General features: G+C 40.7%; 12 protein-coding genes. 3 read left to right on the top strand and 9 right to left on the bottom strand.

Features of this window, described 5'->3' with window-relative positions:
• Positions 1-124: 124 nt before the first annotated feature.
• From AC1DYB_RS16900 to AC1DYB_RS16940, 9 genes are all read right to left on the bottom strand, one after another.
• Positions 125-2,515, bottom strand: a complete 2,391-nt coding sequence (locus tag AC1DYB_RS16900; RefSeq protein WP_477436659.1) for an ABC transporter permease — start codon at positions 2,513-2,515, stop codon at positions 125-127.
• A 407-nt stretch (positions 2,516-2,922) separates the two neighbouring features.
• Positions 2,923-5,292 (bottom strand): ABC transporter permease, encoded by a 2,370-nt coding sequence (locus AC1DYB_RS16905; protein ID WP_477436661.1) that lies wholly within the window; start codon positions 5,290-5,292, stop codon positions 2,923-2,925.
• 59 nt (positions 5,293-5,351) lie between these two features.
• A complete protein-coding gene (locus tag AC1DYB_RS16910; protein ID WP_477436663.1) occupies positions 5,352-7,739 on the bottom strand; it encodes an ABC transporter permease in 2,388 nt (795 codons plus the stop codon).
• A 96-nt stretch (positions 7,740-7,835) separates the two neighbouring features.
• Positions 7,836-10,265, bottom strand: coding sequence for an ABC transporter permease (locus AC1DYB_RS16915; RefSeq protein ID WP_477436665.1), 2,430 nt, complete (start codon positions 10,263-10,265; stop codon positions 7,836-7,838).
• Between the two features lie 59 nt (positions 10,266-10,324).
• Positions 10,325-12,709: an ABC transporter permease gene (locus AC1DYB_RS16920; RefSeq protein WP_477436667.1), complete on the bottom strand. Its 2,385-nt coding sequence runs from the start codon at positions 12,707-12,709 to the stop codon at positions 10,325-10,327.
• A gap of 102 nt (positions 12,710-12,811) precedes the next feature.
• Positions 12,812-15,190: an ABC transporter permease gene (locus AC1DYB_RS16925; RefSeq protein WP_477436669.1), complete on the bottom strand. Its 2,379-nt coding sequence runs from the start codon at positions 15,188-15,190 to the stop codon at positions 12,812-12,814.
• Positions 15,191-15,331: 141 nt separating this feature from the next.
• Positions 15,332-17,686: an ABC transporter permease gene (locus AC1DYB_RS16930; protein WP_477436671.1), complete on the bottom strand. Its 2,355-nt coding sequence runs from the start codon at positions 17,684-17,686 to the stop codon at positions 15,332-15,334.
• Between the two features lie 250 nt (positions 17,687-17,936).
• The gene (locus AC1DYB_RS16935) at positions 17,937-18,614 is read right to left on the bottom strand and encodes an ABC transporter ATP-binding protein (protein ID WP_477436673.1); all 678 of its coding nucleotides are present in this window, start codon (positions 18,612-18,614) and stop codon (positions 17,937-17,939) included.
• A 143-nt stretch (positions 18,615-18,757) separates the two neighbouring features.
• Positions 18,758-20,011 carry an efflux RND transporter periplasmic adaptor subunit gene (locus AC1DYB_RS16940; protein ID WP_477400005.1) on the bottom strand — a complete coding sequence of 418 codons (1,254 nt, stop codon included), beginning with the start codon at positions 20,009-20,011 and terminating at the stop codon, positions 18,758-18,760.
• Positions 20,012-20,445: 434 nt separating this feature from the next.
• On the opposite strand from AC1DYB_RS16940, the gene AC1DYB_RS16945 reads away from it, so the two are divergent.
• The 3 genes from AC1DYB_RS16945 to AC1DYB_RS16955 are packed head-to-tail and all read left to right on the top strand — an operon-like array spanning position 20,446 to position 23,731.
• Entirely contained in the window at positions 20,446-21,804 is a 1,359-nt protein-coding gene (locus AC1DYB_RS16945; RefSeq protein WP_477436675.1) for a sigma-54-dependent transcriptional regulator, read from the top strand.
• Entirely contained in the window at positions 21,794-23,143 is a 1,350-nt protein-coding gene (locus tag AC1DYB_RS16950; RefSeq protein ID WP_477398826.1) for a sensor histidine kinase, read from the top strand. Before AC1DYB_RS16945 ends, AC1DYB_RS16950 begins: the two co-directional genes overlap by 11 nt.
• Before the next feature lie 60 nt (positions 23,144-23,203).
• On the top strand, positions 23,204-23,731 hold the full coding sequence (locus AC1DYB_RS16955) for an NADPH-dependent FMN reductase (protein WP_477436677.1): 528 nt from the start codon (positions 23,204-23,206) through the stop codon (positions 23,729-23,731).
• Positions 23,732-23,791: the final 60 nt, after the last annotated feature.

Raw genomic sequence — 23,791 nt, forward strand, 5'->3', positions numbered from 1 at the left:
TGGTTCATTAGTTCAATGGTTCATTAGTTCATTGGTACAATGTTCGTTAATAGTCAAGTGGCGACCGGCATTATAAACCGTCATGCACCAATGAACTAATGAAGCATTGAACCAATGAACGTTCTTATTCGCTTTTAAGGCTCTTCGCCGGGTTTGCCGTTGCTGCTTTTACAGATTGTACACTTACAGTTACAAAAGCAATAGTAATGGCTATGATACCGGCTGTGGCAAATACCCACCATTGAATATCAATGCGATAAGCAAAGCTTTGCAGCCATTTACTCATGCCGTACCAGGCCAGTGGTGATGCAATTACCGTGGCTACGAGTACCAGCTTCATCAGGTCTTGTGATAACAGCGTTACAATATTGGTTATACTGGCGCCCAATACTTTACGGATGCCTATCTCCTTAACCCTTTGCTCGGCAGTAAAAGTTACCAGGCCGAAAAGCCCGAGGCATGCTATGCTGATGGCCAGTACGGTAAATATGAACAGGATATTACCCTGTTTTTGTTCAGTTTGGTATTGCCGGGCAAAGTTTTGGTCTAAAAAATGGAACTCCACTTTATTTTCGATGTCAAAGCGGCTATATACTTTACTAATGTAATCTAACGTCGCCGGGATATTATTTTTGCCAATGCGCACATACATATTGTCCTGGTCGTTTGCTTTAGCCGGCATTTCCATTACCATAGGCGATACTTTATGCTGAAGTGAGTAGGTATTAAAATCTTTTACAACGCCGATAATGGTTTGCGATATTACGTTTCCTTTTTCATCCACTCCGGTGCGCACTATTTTACCTACCGCATCTTTCCAGCCCATTTCATTTACAAGCGTTTGATTAACAATGATGGATTCCTTTTGATCGGTAACCATCGCCTTTGAAAAATTGCGGCCCTTAGCCATTTTTATTTGCAACGTTGGGATAAAATCTTCGTCGACTACCAGGTTTTCTACAATCTTTGATTCAGCATTTATTTTACCGTCGGCACCAAGGTTAAAATCGCCGCCACCGATATCATTATTGCCTATCGGATTACCTGCAATGCCCACATTTTCTACAGCAGGATTTTGCAAAAGCTGGCTTTTTATAGCTGCGATTTTAGTACGGGCAGATTTATCATGGATATGGAAAGTAAGTACCTGAGCCTTGTTAAAGCCAAGGTCTTTGTTCATTACAAAATGCAATTGCTGGTAAATGATACAGGAGCCCGCTATCATTACAATGGTGATAACAAATTGAAATACCACCAACGATTTCCTGAACAATACCGTAGATGCCTGGCTGCCTGTTTGCCCTTTCATGGCAGAAATAGTACGGAAACCCGACAGGAATAAAGCTGGGTACAAACCGCTCAGCATACCTGTTACAAATGAAAATACGGCAAAAGCAGTGATGGTTTTTGTGAGCCCGAATTGCGTTAATACCAATACTTTGCCCGATAGCTGGTTGAAATATGGCAATACAAATTGGATGAGCACACCCGCTAAAAGCGTGGCTATGGCGGTTAACAGAATAGATTCAGCAAAAAACATCAGCATTAACTGATTTTTGCTGGAGCCGATAACTTTGCGCACCCCTATCTCTTTTACCCTTACCGACGAACGCGCCGTAGTTAAGTTTACATAATTGATAACCGCAATGGCAAGAATGAGCAAAGCAACAATACCAAATACATATACATAAACAATGTTTCCGTTACTACCAATCTCGTAATCAAGGTTTGATTTAAGGTGGATGGAGGTAAGTGGCTGCAGTTCCATCCGGTATTTCATCGGGCCAAGGGCAGCTTTAAGGTATTTGTTTTGGAAAGCGTCTGAACCTGCCTCTATCTTTTTAAAATCACCATGATCCTTCAGCAAAAGGTAGGTATAGATCCCAGAGTTGCCCCATTTATCTGTATAACCCGATGGAAATGAGCGCAAAGCAGTAAATGTAAAATGCGAGTTTGCAGGTATATCGTCAATAACGCCGGTAACCGTGTTAGCTTGTTCATTAATCATTACCGTTTTGTTCACCGCATTATCGGCATCGCCCAAAAGCTTAATAGCAAGTGTTTTGGTTAAAACAACGGATTGAGGCTTGGCTAAAGCAGATGCAGGTTCGCCGGATAAAAAGTGATAGCTAAATACATTGAAGATGGCATTATCCGTAAAAAGTATGCCTCCCTCGTTTAATTGCTTCTCGCCGTATGTTATCTTACCACCGCCCTCTGCATCAACACGCGCAAATTCTTCCACTTCGGGGTAATCATTTTTTAAAGTGGGCCCGTAAGGCGCCGATGTAACCGCAAGGTTAAACTTACCGCCATTCCACTCGCCATGCTGGGCAACACGGAAAATCCGGTCGGCCTTTGTATTGTAACGATCATAACTCCATTCATCAGCCACGTAAAGACTTATTAGCCAAAAAGCGGCCACCCCAATGGCTAAACCACTTACATTGATGATCGAGAAAACTTTATGCTTGATAAGGTTTCGCCAGGCTACTTTAATATAATTCTTTAACATAAGGCTAATGTTTGATGGTTATGCCGTTAGAATACTAAAACCCGTACCAATTACATAAAAACCTAATTATCAATTAATTAAAAGTAAACAAAAAATAACAAACCGTACGATAGCGGACGGTCATTGTGCATAGGCGAACAGGATAAAACAGAATCAAGAGTTAAGAATCAAGAATTAAGATAAAAAGCGATACGGTCAATATCAAAAAGAAAGGTTGATATCTATGTAAACTAATTTTTTGGTTCGATCCTGATTCTTAACTCTCGTTTACCCTGGGAAACAGAATCAAGAGTTAAGAGTCAAGAATAAGACAAAAAAACAATACGGTTAAACGAAAGATTGATATCTATGTAAACTAATTTTTGGGGTTCGGTCTTGATTCTTGACTCTTAATTCTTGACTCTCGCTTATTCGTTTTTCAAATTATTAACCGGGTTGCTCAAAGCTGCTTTGATAGCCTGCCAGCTTACTGTTGCAAGGCATACAGCCACACTGACGGCTATGGTAGCAACAAACACCCACGCGCTGATAGTGGTGCGATAAGTGTAATGGGATAACCATTTGTCCATGTAATAGTAGCTGATGGCTGAGCCGATAACAAACGATATGATTACCAGTTGCAAAAACTCTTTTGACAGGTTGAACCACAAGCTGCTCACCGTTGCCCCTAATACTTTGCGGATACTGATCTCTTTTTTACGCTGTTCGGCGGCGAAGGAGGCTAAACCAAACAAGCCCAGGCATGATATGATGATGGCCAGCGCCGTAAACGCGCTCGACAGCGTACCCAGCAATTTCTCTGTCTGGAATTTGCCGCTGAAATTTTCGTCTACAAACTTGTACTCAAAAGGATATTCGGGGTTATATTTTTTGTAGATGGATTCGATAGTCGCCAGGCTTTTTGATACTGACGTTTTTGGGTTTAACCGCACACCGATGCTGCCTGTCCAGTTTTTGTCAAAGCCAATGATTACCGGCTTTACTGGCTCATATGGCGAACCCCATACAAAGTTTTTTACAACCCCTACAACAGTGCATTTTTTTTCCTGCCATTTCACTATCTGGCCTACAGGGTCTTTTAGCCTCATCATTTTTACCGCGGCTTCATTCAGCATAACAGATGCACTATCAGCAACGTGATCTATTGAAAAATCGCGGCCTGCCAAAAGCTGCAAACCATATGTAGGGATAAAATGATAGCTGGTAACCAACTGGTCAATAGGAATTTTATCTTCCCCCGCCAGCTGGCCGGGCCAAGTAACACCCCAGGTACTGCTGTTGGCGTTGGCAATGGTGCTTGAAGTAATGGCTGCATCGGTAATAGCTCCCGCGTTAATGGCATCCCTCCTGAAGTTTTCAAACTCCTTTTGGATACTGCCCTCGATAGAAAATTCCAGTAATCCATTTTGTGAATAGCCAACCGGTCGGTTTTTTATATAGCTGATCTGTTTATAAATCAGGATACTTGAAAGTATCAGGCATGTAGCAAACACAAACTGTACCACTACCAGCACTTGCCTGGAGTAAAATGTTGTTTTGCCGGCTTTGTTAAAGCCCTTTAAAACCTTTATGGGTTTAAATGACGACAGGAACAAGGCCGGGTAACTGCCGGCAAGAATCCCTGTAAGCAATGTTACGCCAATTGCAGCTACCCATGTTAAAGGGTTACTGAATGGTATGATGAGTTGCTTACCAATTACCTCTTGAAAACGATCCATCAAACACCACATTAACAAGGCGGCAAAAATAAAAGCGAGGAAAGATGTCAATATGGATTCGCCCATGAACTGTTGGATAATGGCAAACCTGCGGGCGCCTACCACCTTGCGAATCCCCACCTCGCGCGATCTTTTTTCAGAACGGGCAGTTGAAAGGTTCATAAAGTTGATACAGGCTATCAACAGTATCCCTATTGCCAGGAACAGGAACAACCGTACATATTCGATACTGCCACCACCTGTAACCTTACCATTTTTAAATTCACTGTACAGGTGCATCCTGTTAAAAGGATATAAAAATAGCTCATTCTCTTTATTAAAAGGATCATTATGCGCTATCAGTTTTTTAATTTTAGGGTTAAACTTAGCCACATCAACACCTGGTTTTAACATGACAAAGGTTTTGAACGAATAATTACCCCAACCCGAAGTTTTAACCCAGGGCATGGTTGATTCAAACAGTTTCCACGACATTAAAGCTTTAAACTTAAAACTGGAATTTTGGGGCAGGTCTTTAAAAACACCGCTTACTTTTACCAGGTTGCTGCCATTCAATTTTACCGTTTGCCCTATAGGGTCCTGGCTGCCAAACATTGCTTTAACAGCCGACTCTGACATAATCACCGAGCTCAGCTCTTTAAAAGCATCGGTTTTATTGCCTTTAACAAAATCAAGCTTAAAAATATCCAGGAACGAAGGATCGGCAGCCATCAATGAAAATTTGATCGGCTTGTTGTTGTAATTAAAAAGCTGATCATAAGCCCAGTTTGTTCGGGCGGTGTATGCTATATCAGGATATTCTTTTTGCAATACGCCGGCCACCTGCACAGGCGTGGCATCGCCGGTGAGGATCTCACCGTTTGACGGCTGATTACGCATCACTTTATAGATGCTGTCGCCATTCTGATAAAATTTATCAAAGGTAAACTCATTGTAAACATATAACAGCAGCATAAAACTAACCGCCATACCGGCCCCAAGGCCACCAATGTTAATAGCAGAATACAGCTTGTTTTTTATCAAACTCCGCCAGGCAATTTTTAAGTAATTCTTAAACATATCTTTAGTTCATTGATTTAACCTGTCATTTAGTCTTAGGCTTTTTGCCCCTACCTCCTCTATTCACTCCTCAAACTTTTTACCGGATTGGCTACAGCCGCTTTTATAGCCTGGAAGCTTACCGTTGTAAGCGCTATTACGAGGGCTATTATCCCTGCCAGTCCAAACTCCCACCAGGTAATATTGGTTCGGTAGGCAAAGTCACGCAGCCATTTATCCATGCCATACCATGCAAGCGGAAAAGCTATTACTGCCGATATACCTACCAGTATCATAAACTCCTGCGATAGCATATTTACAATCCCTCCTACCGATGCACCCAACACTTTGCGGATGCCAATTTCGCGTGTACGCTGTATGGTGCTGTATGATGCAAGGCCCAATAACCCCAAACAGGAAATAAATATGGCCAATATTGCAAAATATAGAAACAGGCTGCCAAACGTATTATCAGACGCGTAAAGTTTATTAAAGGTTGCATCCACAAAAACATAATTGAAAGGCCGCTCGGGCGCCAGTACTTTCCATTTATCCTCGATGGCTTTAATGGTAGCTGTTACGTCTTTTACGCCTATTTTTACTGTAAAAACATTTAGTCCACGCTTGCCAATGCGCATATTTAATGGTTTTACAGTCGTCTGTAATCCCTGGAAATGAAAATCCTTAACTACACCAATAATTTTACCCTTGCGCCCCCATTGCTCGTAATTATGACCAACAGCATCGCCCGGATTAGTAAAACCCAGCATTTTTGAAGCGGCTTCATTAATAATGATAGCCTTAGTGGTATCAGTACCAAAAGCCTCAGAAAACACCCGCCCAGCCAATACCTTCATCCCAAACTGATGAATAAAGCTGTAATCCACATCATACATATTCATATTCATCTCCTGCATGGCGCCAGATTTGTTTTCTATTTTTGAATAGGCGACGCCATTACCAAAACCCGGGATACTACCCGATGCGGTGACCGATGATACATTAGGAATTTTTGCCAATTCATTTTTTATGACCTGGTAACGGCTTTGGATGGCACTATCACCCGCAAAATCAATGGTAAGCATCTGATCTTTTTTAAAGCCAAGGTCCTGGTTACGCATATAGCTCAACTGGTTATAAACTACCAGCGTACCAATTATGAGTACAATGGATATAGTGAACTGCGTAATCACCAAACCCTTACGCAAAATAATCCCTTTGCTGGTAGTACTAAACCTGCCCTTTAAAATAGTGATGGGTTTAAAGCCCGATAACACCAATGCAGGATAAAGCCCCGCAGTAAGCCCAATTACGCAGGATATGATAAAAAGCTGCAACAGGTATCCATGTCTGAATATGCTCTCGCTTACTTCCTTGCCCGCTAACTGGTTAAACAAGGGTAACAACAGGAAACTGAACAGCGCCGAGAATAGGAAAGATATTAAACAAATAATAACTGATTCGCTTAAAAACTGGATGGTCAGCTGCTTTCTTATGGCTCCTATAACCTTGCGGATGCCTACTTCTTTAGCCCTTTCGGTGGCACGTGCTGTAGTAAGATTGATAAAATTAATGCAGGCAATAAGCAATATAAATACGGCGATAACTGAAAATATATAAACATTGCTCAAACTGCCACTTTCTGAACCGCCCCCTCTTTTTGAAACCATGTAAACATCTCTTAATGGTTCTAAAAAATAGGCGTAATCCATCCCTTGCCTGCGATCGGCATCACTGATGTGTTTTTTGGCAAAGGCAGGTAAACGCGATTGCAGCTTAGCCGGATCGTATCCCTTTTTAAGAAGCAGGTAGGTAAAGTTGTTGTAGTTACCCCATTGGTTTAAGTAACCCTTATACAATTTTTCGAGGGTAGATACAGATACCAGCATATCAAACTTGATGTGCGAATTATGCGGCACGTCCTCCATAACACCGGTAACCGAAGCCGGGTATTTACCATCCAACAATAATGATTTACCAATAGCATCAACACTGCCAAAGTATTTTTTAGCCAATGTTTCTGTCATTAGCACACTGTAAGGAGCCTCCAGTGCTTTAGCCACATCTCCTTTGATCAGTTTAAATGAAAATACCTTAAATAGCGAAGGCTCGGCAAACTGTACATTATTTTCCTGGAATTTGGCATCGCGGTACTGCACCAGGTAGTTGCCGCCAAACAAGCGGGTAAACTCCTCTACCTCGGGATAATCTGCCTTTATAGCAGGGCCCACAGGTGCAGTTGTTGATGACCAATGCAATGTTTCGGTAGGCGATTTGATATCCGAAGCTATACGATAAACGTTGTCATAGTTTTCATTAAAATGATCATAACTAAGCTCAAACTTTACATACATGAAAATAAGAAAACCGGCAGTCATCCCCACAGCAAGCCCTATAATGTTGATCATCGAAAACTCTTTGTGACGCCAAAGATTCCGGAAAGCTATTTTGATGTAATTTCGTATCATAACGTTAGTTAATTAGTAGAATGTTCACTTATTCCCGATGTATTCTTTCACTGGTCAAATTGTTTATTGGCACTCTTAGTTTTCCCTTTCGCTTACCTATTCATTTTTCAAACTATCTACAGGATTAGCAATCGCTGCTTTGATAGATTGAAAACTCACGGTTATTATAGCAATTAATAATGCCGCCACGCCGGCAACAACCAACATCCACCATTGAATGCTGATGCGGTAGGCAAAATCCTGCAGCCATTTATTCATTAAATACCAGGCCATTGGCGAGGCAATTAAAATAGAGATACCTACCAGTTTCACAAAATCTACCGAAAGCATACCGGCTATTGCTGTAACGCTTGCGCCTAAAACTTTGCGGATACCAATCTCTTTGGTGCGTTGTTCTGCGGCGTAGGCAGCCAACCCAAACAGACCTAAGCAGGCAATTACAATAGCGAGTGTAGTGAAGATGATAAATAGCTGCCCGGTACGCTGTTCCGTACGATAGGTAGCATCAAAATCCTGATCCATAAAGGAATAGTTAACCTGTACGTTTGGATTCAGCTCTTTCCATACGGAAGTGATCTGGGCTAACAATGATGTAAGGTTATCGGTATTTACACGGATGCTAAGGCCGCCGTTATCATCGGCAAGGGTTAATATTACCGGGGTAATGTTTTCGTGAAGCGAGTTAAAATTAAAATCTTTTACTACACCCAATATCCGGTATTGTTTCATGTGCGCCATATCGTGCTGGCTTCCCATTGATCGGTAAATGATGCTATTTACCGGATCTTTAAAGCCCAGGAATTTGGCAGCTGCCTGGTTAATAACAACCCCGGCTGAATCGGTAGGCATATCTTTTGAAAAATTACGACCGGCGGCCATTTTCATATCTAGCGTAGGCACGTAATCCTCGTCGACCTGCCAGCTTTGCGGAAACATAGATGTTTTTTCATTTAAAGTAGCATCTCTGTAATAAATAGATGTGCTTTTAAAACCCGATGTTGGCAAAAAACCAGTCATTGTTGCATTAATTACGCCGGGGATTTCTTTTACTTTTTGTTTAAATAACTTAGCCTGGTTATTGAGCTCGAAAACGTTTTTAATCACAAGCACCTGGTTGCGGTTGTAGCCCAGGTTTTTGGTTTGGATATAGTTAAGTTGGTTATAAATAACCAGGGTGCCGATGATGAGTAATATCGAGATCGAAAATTGAAAAACTACAAAAAAACTGCGGAGTCGGCCACCTTTAAAACCGGTTGCCAGTTTACCTTTCAATACATCCACAGGCTGAAACGCCGACAGGTAAAATGCAGGGTACGAACCTGAAAGTATGCCGACAAATAAAGCTACAAACAATAACGACGGTACTATCCAACTTAATGAAGCCGCATTGATAGCAAGCGCCTTTCCCGATAACTGGTTAAACAGGGGCAATAAAAACAAGGCTACAACAAAGGCCAGCACCGTTGCAATAACAGTTACCAAAACCGACTCGGTTAAAAACTGGGCAATTAAATGCTTACGTGCCGAGCCTAAAACTTTGCGTACCCCTACTTCGCGCGCACGGTTTGACGAACGGGCGGTTGATAGGTTCATAAAGTTTACACATGCAATGAGCAAGATAAATACAGCTATCAGTAAAAATATGTAGATATATTGCTTTGTACCGTTTGAACCCAACTCGCCGGAAATGCTTGATTTGAGGTGAATATCTGTAAGCGGAATTAAATTCAACCTGAAAAAACTGCCCCGTTTTTCAAACTCGGCGATGCTCATTTTCAATTCAGATTTCATTTGCGGGCCGCTGAATTTCTCTAACAACGCCGGGAAACTGGCTTCCAGTTGCTTGGCGTACGATTTATCCTTTAACAACACATAGGTATTATAATCACTGCGCAGCCATTCGGTTGAACGGCTATCAGGAAAGGATGACATCGATATAAAAAAATCGAAATTAAAGTGCGATTGCTGCGGAACATCTTTAATTACCCCCGTTACTTTACAAAGCGTATTATCATTAAACAGCAGGGTTTTGCCAACAACATTAGTGCTGTTGAAATATTTTTTTGATGTGGTTTCGGTAATTACCACGCTGTTTGGCTCAACAAGCGCCGAAGCCGGATTACCATTGATCATAGGCAGGGTAAACACATCAAATAAAGACGGATCAGCAAAGGCTATCCTGTTTTCGGAGATATTTAATATGCCCTTTTTAACATGTGATGTGCCAGCATTTTTAATACGTGTAGCATTTTCTACATAAGGGTATTCTGCAGTAAGTGTTTTAGCAAGGGGAGCCATACAAACCGCGTATTTTACGCTGTTATCCCCCAGCTTTAAGTCTTCATTAACCCTGTAAATCCGGCCGGCCTTATCATTATACCTGTCGTAGCTTAATTCATCAGCTACATACAAAACAATAAGCAGGCACGTAGCAAGGCCCAATGCAAGGCCTAAAATGTTTATAGTTGTAAAACCTTTGTTTTTACGAAGGCTACGGATAGCTGTTTTTATGTAATTCCTAATCATGACGAACTTCTTTTAACCTCCCAAAAGGAAGGAATTTGATTTTAATATTTTATCTATTCCTACTCGCTCCTTAAACTTTCGACAGGATTTGCAAGCGCGGCTTTAATCGCCTGAAAGCTTACCGTAGCAAATGCAATCACAAGTGCAGTTACTCCTGCCAATGCAAAAACCCACCAGCCTATAGCTATGCGATATGCAAAATCCTGCAGCCATTTGTTCATTGTAAACCATGCCAAGGGGAATGCTATTAGCGATGATATGATCACCAACTGTACAAACTCAATAGACAACATATTTACGATGCCGGTTACAGAGGCACCGAATACTTTGCGAATGCCAATCTCGCGGGTTCGTTGAATGGTGTTGTATGACGCTAAACCAAATAATCCCATACATGAAATACATATGGCCAGCACAGCAAAATACATAAACAGATTACCGAAATTAACCTGCGCTGCGTATTGCTTGTTAAATGTATCATCAACAAACGCGTAGTTAAAAGGCCGTTCAGGCACCAGGATTTTCCATCTCCTTTGGATATCAGCTATAGTTGCAGGAATATCTTTGGACTCTATTTTAAGGGTAAGCATGCGATTAAACTCCGGATCCATACTAATGCTTAAAGGCTTTACCGCTTCCTGTAACGATTCAAAATGAAAGTCCTTTAACACACCTATAATTTTACGTGTTCGCCCCCACTGCGAAAATCTACGACCTAAAGCTTTAGCTGGAGTGTCGTAGCCGAGCTTTTTGGCCGTTGTTTCATTAATTACTATAGCCTGAGTGATATCGGTACTAAAGTCTTTTGAAAATATACGCCCCGCAGCAAGCTTCATTTCAAACTGCGGAATAAAATCATAATCCACATAGTATGCGTCAATAAGTATCTGCTGCATAACGCCTGCATTATTTTCTATTTCTGAGTCGCTATTTCCATTGCCAAAACCCGGTAAACTTCTGGATGCAGTGGCAGATATTACATTAGGGATTTTTTTTAGTTCGTTTTTTATTAATTCCACGCGGTGTTGCACAGTCGTATCGGCATAAAAATCAATAGCAAGCATCTGGTTTTTTTGAAAACCAAGCGGCTGGCTACGCATATAATTTAACTGGTAGTAAACTACTATGGTACCTATAATAAGCACTATTGATATCGTAAACTGAGCGACCACCAGTCCTTTACGCAGTAAAATACCCTTACTTGATTTACTGAATGTCCCCTTTAGTGTAGTTATAGGTTTAAAACCAGAAAGCACCAATGCCGGGTACAAACCCGCAATAATACCAATACCACAAGCTGTCATAAAAAGCTGAAACAGGTAGCCATGCGAAAAAATACTGGCGCTGATCACTTTACCTGATAACTGGTTGAACAGTGGCAATACCGAATAGCTAAACAGAACAGAAAGTAAAAAGGCGATTAAACTTATAATAACAGACTCGCTTAAAAACTGGATAATCAATTGCGCCCTTGCTGCACCGATTACCTTGCGGATACCAACCTCTTTTGCCCTCTCTGTAGCCCTTGCTGTTGTTAAATTGATAAAGTTGATACATGCAATAAGCAAGATAAACACCGCGATAATTGAAAAGATGCGGATGTTATGCAGGTTGCCGAACTCAGGCCCTCCCCATTTATTGTTCATATAAATATCTTTCAAAGGAACAATATGAAACCCATATCCTACACCTCCATTTTTATCTGCCTGGGTATAATGCCTGCTAGCAAAAACAGGTAGTTGACTTTCTAATTTATGATAATTGTAGCCTTTGGGTAAAACAATATAAGTTAGAGCACCGACCCTGGTCCAGTTACTCAAAATGTCGGGATTAATCAATTCGAACGTGGCATATGAAATCGCCATATCGAATTTAAAGTGCGAGTTTTGCGGTACATCTTTTATTACCGCAGTAACTGCCGCTAGATATTTGTCATTCAGCAATAGCGATTTACCAATGGGACTCTTATTGCCGAAATATTTCTTAGCCATTGATTCTGTCATCACGACTTTAAAAGGTGCTTTAAAATCTTGTTTAACATCCCCTTTTAACTTTGGCAAGGTAAAGACGTTAAACAAAGATGGATCAGCAAAAATCACGTTATCCTCCTGAAACTTTAATTCCCCAAACTGTACTAAAAATCTTGCGCTGGAGATTCGCGCGTTAGATTTCACTTCGGGAAATTCACGCTGCAAAGCCGGACCCAATTGGATAAATGAATTTGAGATGGGAAACGTAGTACTGGGCAATTTTATATCAGTACCTATACGATAGATCTGATCATATTTTTCGTTAAAACTATCATAACTCAGCTCGAACTTTATATTTATATAGATCAGGAAACAGGCTGTCATGCCTATTGCCAGGCCGATAATATTTATTATCGAGAACCCTTTGTGTCTCCAAAGACTTCTGCACGCAATTTTAATGTAGTTCTTGATCATATATCTCTCTTAACCTCCCCAAAGAGAAGGAATTTTGATTTTATTACTTTAATAGTACCTCTTCATTATAACCTATTTTTTGGAGGGAGTTGAATAATACTATTACTCGCTCCTTAAACTTTCAACAGGATTTGCAAGCGCGGCTTTAACCGCCTGAAAGCTCACCGTAGCAAAGGCTATAACAAGTGCAATTACTCCTGCCAACGCAAAAACCCACCAGCCTATAGCTATCCGGTATGCAAAATCCTGCAGCCATTTGTTCATAGTGAACCATGCCAACGGGAATGCTATCAGCGATGATATGATTACCAACTGTAAAAACTCAATAGACAACATATTTACTATGCCGGTTACAGAAGCGCCAAATACTTTTCGAATGCCAATCTCGCGGGTCCGCTGAATAGTGCTGTACGATGCCAAACCAAATAACCCCATACATGAAATGCATATAGCAAGCACAGCAGAGTAAACGAACAAATTACCAAAATTTACCTGTGCCGCATATTGTTCATTAAATGTTTCGTCAACAAACGCATAATTAAAAACTCGCTCTGGCGCCAGGGTTTTCCATTTATTTTGGATAGCAGCTATAGTTACGGGAATATTGTTTGGTTTAATTTTAAGGCTAAACATACTGGTAAGCTCCGGATTAATGCGCATACATAAAGGTTGTATGGTTTCCTGTAGCGATTGAAAATGGAAGTCTTTTAACACGCCAATGATTTTACCTGTTCGTTCATCCTGTGAAAAATTTCGGCCAATAGCTTCGGCGGGGGTGCGGTAGCCAAGATTTTTAGCGGCTGTTTCATTGATCACTATGGCCTGGGTGTTATCAGTACCAAAAGATTTTGAAAATATGCGCCCAGCTGCCAGTTTCATTTCAAACTGGGGAATGAAATCATAATCCACTTCGTATAAATTAATAACTATCTGCTGCATAACGCCCGCCTTGTTCTCAATCTTACAGTCACGATTGCCACTACCAAAGCCCGGGCCCCCCCTGCCTGCAGTAGCAGATACTACATTAGGGATCTTTTTTAATTCGCGTTTTATTAATTCCGCGCGTTTTCGTATTGCGTTGTCGTTATGAAAATCAATAACGAGCATCTGGTTTTTCTGAAAACCAAGCGCCTGGCTACGCATATAATTTAACTGGTAGTAAACTACTATAGTACCTATAATAAGCACTATCGATATGGTGAACTGAGCTATCACCAATCCTTTACGCAGTAAAATGCCCTTACTTGATTTACTGAATGTCCCTTTAAGAGTAGTTATAGGTTTAAAACCCGAAAGCACAACTGCCGGGTACAAACCGGCAATAATACCAATACCACAGGCTGTCATAAAAAGCTGGAACACGTAGCCATGCGAAAAAATACTGATGGCGATAACTTTGCCCGATAACTGGTTGTACAGCGGCAACAATGAATGGCTAAACAGAACCGAAAATAAAAAGGCGATCAAACATATAATAACCGACTCACTTAAAAACTGGATGATCAACTGCCTGCGTGCTGCACCGATCACCTTGCGAATGCCTACCTCTTTGGCTCTTTCTGTAGCTCTTGCCGTTGTTAAATTGATAAAGTTAATACAGGCTATCAGCAGGATAAATAAGGCGATAATTGAAAAGATGCGAATATTATGCAAGTCACCTGCCCCTCCTCTTTCTGCATCCATATAAACGTCCTTTAAAGGCTGTAGGAGAAAACTAAAGGCCGTACCATCCTTTTTATCAGCCAAGGTATAGTGTTTGCTTGCAAAGGCCGGTAGCAAGCTTTGTAATTTGTGATAGTTATACCCCTTTGGCAGTACGATATAAGTAAGGCAACCCATATCCGCCCAAATATCTTCGCTATTGGGATATAACTCTTCTCGTGTGGCAAAAGAAATCGCCATATCAAACCTAACATCTGAATTTAACGGCATATCTTTTACAACTGCGCTAACCAACGCCGGATATTCATTATTAAGTAATAAAGATTTACCAATAGGATTGGCATTGCCAAAATATTTTTTAGCAATAGTTTCTGTCATTACTATTGTAAATGGAGCTCCAAAGCTCCTTTTCACATCTCCTTTTACAACCGGTAAAGTGAATACAGTAAACAGTGACGGATCTGCAAAGATCCCGTTATCTTCCTGGAACTTAAATTCACCATACTGCACCAAAAACCTTCCATTGCCGATCCTCGTATTAGCTTTTACTTCCGGAAAATCATGCTCCATCGACGGCCCCATTTGCAAAAATGAGGACGGCGTTTTAATCGTCAGATCAGGATGGGTTATATCGGTTGAGACACGATAGATCTGATCAAATTTTTCATTAAAACTATCGTAACTCAGCTCGAACTTTATATTTATATAGATCAGGAAACAGGCTGTCATACCTATTGCCAGCCCGATAATATTTATTATCGAGAACCCTTTGTGCCTCCAAAGACTTCTGCACGCAATTTTAATGTAGTTCTTGATCATCTTTTTAGTTCATTAGTTCGTTAGTTCACTGGTTCATTGGTCTTTTATAGCCTTATAGTTTATTGGACGTACAATTTGTATATCAACTATACAGGTTTGCCGATTTCTACCAACGAACCAGTGAGCTAATGAACCAATAAATTATTCCGTCCTTAAACTCTTCACCGGGTTAGCCAATGCTGCTTTTAGCGTATTCAGGCTTACTACTGCGAGAGTTAACAGGAGTATGAGCGCGCCCACAACTCCAAACAGCCAAATACTGATACTGATGTGATAGGTGTATTTTTGAAGCCAATTATTCATTAGCCACCAGGTTAGAGGCACGGCAATTAAGAAAGCAATTGTTACCAACTTTAGGAACTCTGTAGATATCAATATTAAAAGTTGCTGAACAGATGCCCCCAATACCTTACGCACCCCTATTTCTCTAAAACGTTTTTCGATAGTAAATGAAGCCAGGCCGGCTAAGCCAATACAGCAGATAAATATGGCCAAACCCGCAAAAATGTTGGTGATACGGCTTATCAGTTCTTCAGTAATAAATTTCTTGCCAAATTCCTGGTCAACAAACTGGTATTCAAATATATTTTCGGGGTTATATTTTTTAAAGATAACCTGCAATGCCTGGATAGCCTTTTGCGGCTGCACGCCATCTTTGAGGCGTACACTTACCCTGCTTGAGCCGGTTGGATTATAATAGACCATTAAAGGCTCAACAGGCTTGTAAGGTGATTCCATGATGATGTTCTCAATAACTCCTACCACGGTATATTTTCTGGGACCGTAGCGCATTTGAAGCCCAATAGGATTTTTTATATTCATGGCGTCAATCGCCGCCTTGTTGAGCAGCATTACGCCCGAATCGCCAGGTAAGGGGTTAAAATCTCGCCCCATTAAAATTTTGGTGCCCATTGTTTTGGTAAAATCAACATCGGTACTTAAGCCCGAAAAAATTATGCTGCCTGCAGGTTTGCCATCATAATCCGGTGAGGCTGATTTCCACCAGACCTCAGTTATTGGCGCCGAAGTTCTGGTAACCGAACTTATTAGTCCCGAATTAAATAAATCCTGCTTAATGGCTTTATAATTTTTATCAATGGCTTCTGACGAGGGCACCATAACCAGGTTATTAGGATCGTACCCAATTCGCCGGTTTTTAATATGTTGTATTTGCTGGTATACAATAATGGTAGCCGAGATAAGCAGTATAGACATTACAAACTGGCCAATTACCAATATCCGCCTTGGCAATACCGCGCTTTTGCCCGCTGCGAAAGTTCCTTTCAGCACTTTAACAGGACTAAATGACGATAGGTATAAGGCAGGATAGCTGCCCGCAACTATACCTGTAAACAGAATAATAACAGCCGCCCCTGTTAAAAAGAAAGGCGTAAAAATAGCCAGTTGTAAATTTTTGCTTACCAGCGAATTAAAGAATGGCATGAGCAGGTATACCGCGCATACTGAAAGTACAAATGCGATAAGGGCGAGTATGATGGATTCAAAAAAGAATTGGGTAATCAGTTGCTTTTTATCAGAGCCTAATGTTTTGCGGATACCTACTTCTTTGGCGCGTTTCTCTGAACGTGCTGTAGAAAGGTTCATGAAATTAACACAGGCGATAAGCAAAATTATAATAGCAATGATGGTGAACAGCTTTACATATTCTATCATCCCGCCAATATTTTTACCATCTTTAAACTCACCATACAGGTGCCATTTGTTCATTGGAAAAGTAAAATAAGTACTTAGCTCGTCGTGGCTATCATGTTGATGTTTAGTGAGGTTAACAAACTTATTTAAAGCATCAACATTAGCATTCGGAATAGTTTGGATAAAAATAAAGTTTGATGAATTTGACCATTCAGCCATTCGTCTTTTGCTTTCATCAGATGTGTATTCAAAGGGTACAATAAAGTCAAATTTGAAGGTAGAATTGCCGGGAGGATCGGCAATAATGGCGCTTACTTTGAAGTTGAGCTGATTATCAATTTTGATCACCTTATCAATAGGGTTATCATTTCCAAAAAATGATTTTGCTGCCGATTCTGTCAGAACGATAGATTTAGGATCGTTAATTGAAGTTTCGGGATTTCCCTTTATAAACTTCCAGGAAAACATCTTAAAAAACTGATCGCTTACCTGGTATCCCTTTTTAATTAATTTATTGTTGCTATACTGGGTTAGGTGGGTTTCCTGGTGAGATGTAAGTACACTATATTTTATTTGCGGGTTACTATTTTCAAGTGCCTTTGCAAATGGGAACGCCATATTCTCATCTGTAAATATGCTGTTCTTAAAATCGCGGTTGGCTATTACCTTGTAAATATTATCATGACTGGCATGGAATTTATCGAAGGCTACTTCGTCCTGTACCCATAAAAAGATGAAGATTGTGCAGGTGATACCAATAGTTAATCCCAGGATGTTTGTTATAGAAAAACCTTTGTTCCTGATAAGGTTTCTCCAGGCTGTTTTTACATAGTTTTTTATCATGGCATTGGTTTATTTATTGGTTCAATGTTCAATCAGGTCATCAGTACATTTGGTAGTATTAACATTATTATATTAAATAATTGGCAGGGATATTTTCTTAAATAACTCCCCTATTTATTCTTCGTTTATCGTTGGTTCCTGGTATAAAAAATCGGCATTAAACAAGCTTACCCCTCCTAAAAAGGAGGGGCGAGCGAGGCACATTAACTTATATAAACTATCTTCTTTTTTTGGAGGCGATGATACGTTATTAAACCATTATGTTTTCCACAACGGCTTGTCCGTCAAGCAGCCTGATGATGCGATGACTATAGCGGGCATCATGTTCAGAGTGCGTAACCATGATAATGGTCGTACCCTGTTCGTTCAGGTCTGTTAACAGTTCCATAACATCATTACCATTGGTACTATCCAGGTTACCGGTAGGCTCATCCGCAAGGATCAGTTTTGGTTTGTTAACCACGGCGCGGGCAATGGCCACACGCTGTTGCTGACCACCGGATAATTGTTGCGGATAGTGGTTACGGCGATGCATTATCTGCATTTTATCTAACACCTCTTCTACCCTTTTTACACGTTCAGCGGCAGGAACACCGGTGTAGATCAACGGTAATTCAACGTTTTCAAATACCGTTAGCTCATCAATCAGGTTAAAGCTCTGGAAAACAAACCCAATGTTATGCTTGCGCAAATCGGCACGTTTACGCTCGGTAAAATGAGCAACTTCAATGTCGTTAAAAACATAGCTGCCTTCATCTGGATCATCAAGCATACCCAAAATATTGAGCAGTGTTGATTTACCACAACCAGACGGCCCCATGATGGCCACAAATTCGCCGGTCGCGATTTCAATTGATAGCTTATTTAAAGCTATGGTCTCTACCTCTTCTGTGCGGTAAAATTTTTCGAGATTAGTAATTTTAATCATTTGCCCCTCCTAAATCATCCGTCTTGAGTAAGATGATTTGTTTTTTGTTTTGGTTTATACTCTGTTTATAAAATTAATTATTCTTTCTTGTTATCCTTCCCTTTTATTCCTCTCCGCCATAAGGCAGAGAGGCAGGGAGGGGATTATTTTTTCAATACCAGTTCCTGGATATCACCGTAGGTTTCATAGCTTGAGGTAATTACCTTATCGCCTGGATTTAAACCATCGGTTACTACATAATAATCCGGGCTTTGGCGACCAAGCTGTATGTTAACCTTGTAGGCCCGTTTGCCATCCTCGCTCACTTTAAATATCCAGTTACCACCGGTTTGCTGGTAAAAACCGCCCTTAGGTACCAACACAGCTGTAGTTTCGTCGCTCAGAGCTAACCTAACCTGCAGGGTTTGCCCTTTACGGATGCCTTTAGGCACAGCGCCTACAAATTGCATATCAACCTGAAAACGACCTGCAGTAATAATGGTGAATACCTTTTTAATAACCATGTTGTAGGTTTTATCAGCAAACTGAAAATCACCCTTTAAACCAGTGAATACACGTGATAAATAATGCTCATCTATATCTACCCTAACCTTAAATCCCGATTGTACGTCAATTTGCCCCAATTGTACACCTTTGCTTTTACTCTGACCAACTTCGGCATCAAGGTTTGTAAGCTGGCCATCAACATTCGCCCTTAAAGTAAGGCCTTCAACTTTTTTACGCATCAATTCAAGTGCGCTCTTCATCTGCGCATATTGTTCTCTTGATTGTGCATCCTGCTGTTTCACCAAAGCGGTATCCTGCGATAATATCTGGGTTGCCAGTTTTTTGCGGTTTACCTGGTATTTGTAAGCGTTAACTGCCTGCTGGTATTCCTGTAAGCCAATGGCTTTTTGATCATATAATTTTTTATCCAGGTCATATATGCGTTTCGCTTCTATATAAGCATTGTCTACATCGGCCATCGTGTTTAGCTTACCAATTGTACTTTGGGTTGCATTGTTATGCGAAATTTGCATTTGTGTTTGCTGACCATAAACAGCAGTTTCCTGGTTAGCCAGTGTAAGTTCCAGATCGGTGTTTGATAACCTTAAAATAGGATCGCCTTTTTTAAGACTTGCTCCATCTTCAACATACTTGGCCTCAACCACACCACCTTCTGATGCATCAAGGAAAATAGTGGTCAATGGCATTACTGTACCGTTAACCGGGATAAACTCCTGGAAAGGGCCTTTAGTTATAGTACTGATGGTTATGCGTTCGGTATCAACATCCAATTTGCTTTTACCCGATGTAAAATAAATACTGCCTCCAACTAATAAAATAATGCCTGTAATGCCAGCTATAGTTAATATTCGTTTGCTGTTCCAGGTCTTTTTCTCAATTTTTCTGTCCACTGTAGTTTATGATATTTTGAATAATGGTTACAAAAAGATATGCCACAAATTAAAATACTGTATTACAGTAACTTAAATACAGATTAAGTATTTAAGGCGTACGCTTCTGTTACAGCAAGTGTCCGGTTATGATACAGTAAAATAGTGTGCGGTGGCCTCATAACATGTATATTAGTTATAACTAAAATTACTGCTTTTTATGACTGATGCCTGTTTAATTGTTGTATTTATATAATACTGTGAATTTTAAGTATTCAATTATTAATTTGCAGAAAGTTTTCTTTAGTTGAAGATTAATAGATGATGGTTCGTGGCAAAAGAATTGTAGCTGTAGATAATTAGTAACAATTGTTGAATACCGTGCGTCTGCTATAAATCATCATCAAAGAACTATCGGCTATGATCAATGAACCTTTAACTATGAACTATACCAAATGATACTTAAAAAAGCTACTATTCTTATTGTTGATGATGACCCGGATGTACTTACGGCTGTAAAGCTATTGCTCAAAACACAGGCTAATGAAGTAATTACGGAGAAAAATCCGGAAAATCTGAACTGGCTGCTGCAACGTAATGAGGTAGACCTGGTTTTACTGGATATGAACTTTAACAGTGCCATAAATACCGGCAACGAAGGTTTGTACTGGCTACGAAAAGTGAAAGACTGGAAGCCAAATGTTTGCGTGATCATGATAACCGCCTATGGCGATATTGACCTCGCCGTACGCTCGTTAAAAGAAGGCGCGGACGATTTTGTGGTAAAACCATGGCATAATGAGAAACTAATAGCCACCATTAAAGAGCTTTTAGATAAAAAAGAAGGCGGGGTAAAAACCGTTAAAACCGCTGCAAAAAGCACTGCGGGAGATACATCCATATTGGGCGAATCTGACGTGATGCAGGATATATTTTATAAAGTAAATAAAATTGCCCCTACCGACGCCAATATTTTACTATTGGGAGAAAATGGAACCGGTAAAGATTTGATGGCCAAGGCTATTCATGAGCGTTCCCTGCGGGCCGATAAACCATTTGTAAAAGTGGATGTAGGCGCATTAACCGATACTCTTTTTGAGAGTGAGCTGTTCGGGCATAAAAAAGGAGCATTTACCGATGCCCGCGAAGATCGTACCGGTCGTTTTGAGGATGCGCAAGGAGGCACATTATTTTTGGATGAGATAGGAAACATCAGCCTGCAACAGCAAGCAAAACTGCTAACCATACTGCAAAACAGGCAGGTAACCCGGTTAGGCACCAATAAGGCTATTGATATTGATATCAGGCTAATTTGCGCTACCAATGTGCCCATGCATGAGCTGGCCAATGAAAACCGTTTTCGTAAGGATTTAATATACCGGATCAATACCGTTGAGATTAATATGCCGCCCCTGCGCCGCCGTAGTGAGGATATTGTGATACTGGCCAGGCACTTTGCCAAATTATATGCCACCAAGTATTTAAAACCTGCTGTGGAGTTTGATGCACCGGCCTTGCTAAAGCTCAAATCATATAATTACCCTGGTAACGTACGCGAGCTGCAATACACCATTGAGCGTGCTGTTATTATGGCCGATGATCAGGTGCTACGACCAGATGACCTGATATTTTCCATATTGGAAACATCAACAGATAATTCCATTAATGACGATAATATTCAGTTAAGCACCCTGGAGAAAAATGCTATTTTAAAGGTGATAGAAAAACACAATGGCAATATTACCCGTGCTGCCAAAGAACTTGGACTAACGCGTACCGCCTTATACCGCAGATTAAGCAAATATGATATTTAACCGTTACGAATGGCGGCTTTTGCTGCGTGTATTTTTAATGTTCTTAGCCCTGTCGGCCGCAGCTTTTGTAACTGTTAAGGGATTGTACCTGTACCTGGTTATCTGTATCCCATTGGTAACTTACGCCGTTATTGAAATGATCCGGTTCCAGAAAAAAGCCCAGGACGAGGTTAACCAGTTTGTTGAATCAATACACTACCGCGATTTCTCGCGCCATTTTGACGTGCGTAAGGCCCCGAACGAGTTAAAACCTTTACGTAAAGGTTTTAATGATATCAACACCACCTTTAAGCTCATCAGCCGTGAGCGTGAAACCCAATACCATTACCTGCAAAAAATATTGGAACTGGTTGATACCGGCATACTATCGTATGAAGAAGAAACAGGCAATATTAGCTGGATAAATGAAGCCTTTAAAAAACTGCTTGGTATCCCCTATTTAAAAACGGTACAATCACTTGAAAAACGAGAGCCGGCGATGTACCATGAACTGCTTAAATTAAAACCGGGCGAAAGCAATATCATTGCCATTTCGCGCAATCAGCAACTGGTTAAGATTTTGATAACAGCCAGCCTGATGCGTAGCGATGAGAAACTTTACAAATTAATAGCGTTCCAGAATGTGAGCGAAGCGCTGGATGAAACGGAATCAAAAGCATGGTCGAAATTGCTAAATGTAATGACCCATGAGATCATGAACTCGGTAGCTCCTATTTCCTCACTGGCAGATACCTTGAAGAACCGCCTTCAAAGTCCGGAGATAGCCAATAGCATAGAAAGCAGCGAACTGGAGGATCTGGAATTGGGTATAGATACCATTAAACGCCGCAGCGAAGGCTTGCTAAAGTTTACAGAAAGCTATAGAAGCCTCAACAAGATCACCAAACTGGATAGAGACAAAGTATTGGTGCGTAATCTGTTCGAGAATCTGAACAGCCTGATGCGGCCTACCCTGGAAAAGAAAAACATTGAACTGGAAATCATCATGCGCGATCCTACACTTGCTGTAGAAGCAGATATTAACCTGCTTGAACAAGTTATGATCAACCTGTTGGTAAATGCTATTGAAGCCGTGAAAGACCGCGAGGAGCCACGGATCACCCTATCTGCCGAAGTACAAAACAACAGCAAAACGTTGATTAAAATTACAGATAATGGCCTCGGCATGCCCCCGGAATTATTAGACAAGATATTTATCCCATTCTTTAGCACCAAAAAAACGGGAAGCGGTATAGGCCTAAGCTTGTGTAAACAAATTATGCTGTTGCATAAGGGAAATATACAGGTACAATCAACTGAGGGCAAGGGATCGTCATTCATCTTGCAGTTTGTACCATAGAGCCCCCTATCCCCCTGAAGGGGGAACTTTTGATTTGCATTTTTTACAACGATTACAAAAATGATCCAGCATAAAATTTTAGCGATTTCGGGTAGTTTAAGGAGTGGCTCAACTAATCACAATATTTTAAAATATTTAGGCGAGTTGCTGCCTCGGGATATCAGCTATTCTATTTACGATGAGTTGGCGTTGATCCCTCCTTTTGACCCGGGATTGGATAATGACGCCCCACCTGCCTCTGTGATAGTATTACGGCAACATTTAGGCAATGCTGATGGAATCGTCATTTGCACTCCTGAATATGCTTTCGGCGTACCTGGTCAGCTTAAAAATATGCTGGATTGGATGGTATCAAGCGGCTCATTAGTCGATAAGCCGGTGGCATTGATAACTGCATCATTGGGAGGTGAACATGCCCATGCATCATTACTGCTTACTTTAGGCGCATTGTCGGCTAAGATTATTGATGACGCTACTTTGGTAATTTCCTTTATCCGGTCTAAAATGGATAACAATGGTAATTTGATTAACGAAGAGGCCGTGAAAAATTTAAATAAGGTTTTAAAAGCGCTTTTGAGTTCTTTTTAAACTTCATCCATCTTCATTCTAAAAGCGAGCATAGAAATCTTTCCTGCCAATTTGACAACA

The sequence above is a fragment of the Mucilaginibacter sp. P2_A4 genome (assembly GCF_056405015.1).